The following is a 489-nucleotide window of genomic DNA, read 5'->3' on the forward strand; positions in this document are numbered from 1 at the left end:
CCACCCGCGCGATCGCCCGCACGCTCTATGCGGAGATCGCCGACCTGCCGATCGTCAGCCCGCACGGCCATACCGATCCGACCTGGTTCGCCGACAATGCCAACTGGACCGACGCGACGTCGCTGCTGCTCGCGCCCGATCATTATCTGTTCCGCATGCTCTACAGCCAGGGCGTCGATCTCGACGCGCTGACGATCGCGCGGCGCGACGGCACGCGGAGCGCCGATCCGCGCGCGGCGTGGCGGCTGCTCGCCGATCATTATGCGCTGTTCCGCGGCACGCCGTCGCGGATGTGGCTCGACCATGTGTTCGCCGAGGTGTTCGGGTTCGACGTCGCGTTCGAGCCGGCGACCGCGGACCTGTATTTCGACACGATCGGGGAAAAGCTCGCGACCGCGGCGTTCCGCCCGCGCACGCTGTTCGACCGGTTCCGGATCGATTTCCTCGCCACCACCGAAGGCGCGCATGACAGCCTCGACGCGCATCATC

Annotated in this window: 1 protein-coding gene; it reads left to right on the forward strand. The window is 68.1% G+C overall.

Annotation, left to right across the window (positions count from 1 at the left end):
• Window positions 1-489 (forward strand): glucuronate isomerase (locus tag sphsw_RS10020; RefSeq protein ID WP_031440497.1); only part of this gene is annotated, 489 nt, incomplete at both ends.

Source organism: Sphingomonas sp. FUKUSWIS1, assembly GCF_000733135.1.
Lineage (GTDB): Bacteria > Pseudomonadota > Alphaproteobacteria > Sphingomonadales > Sphingomonadaceae > Sphingomonas > Sphingomonas aerolata.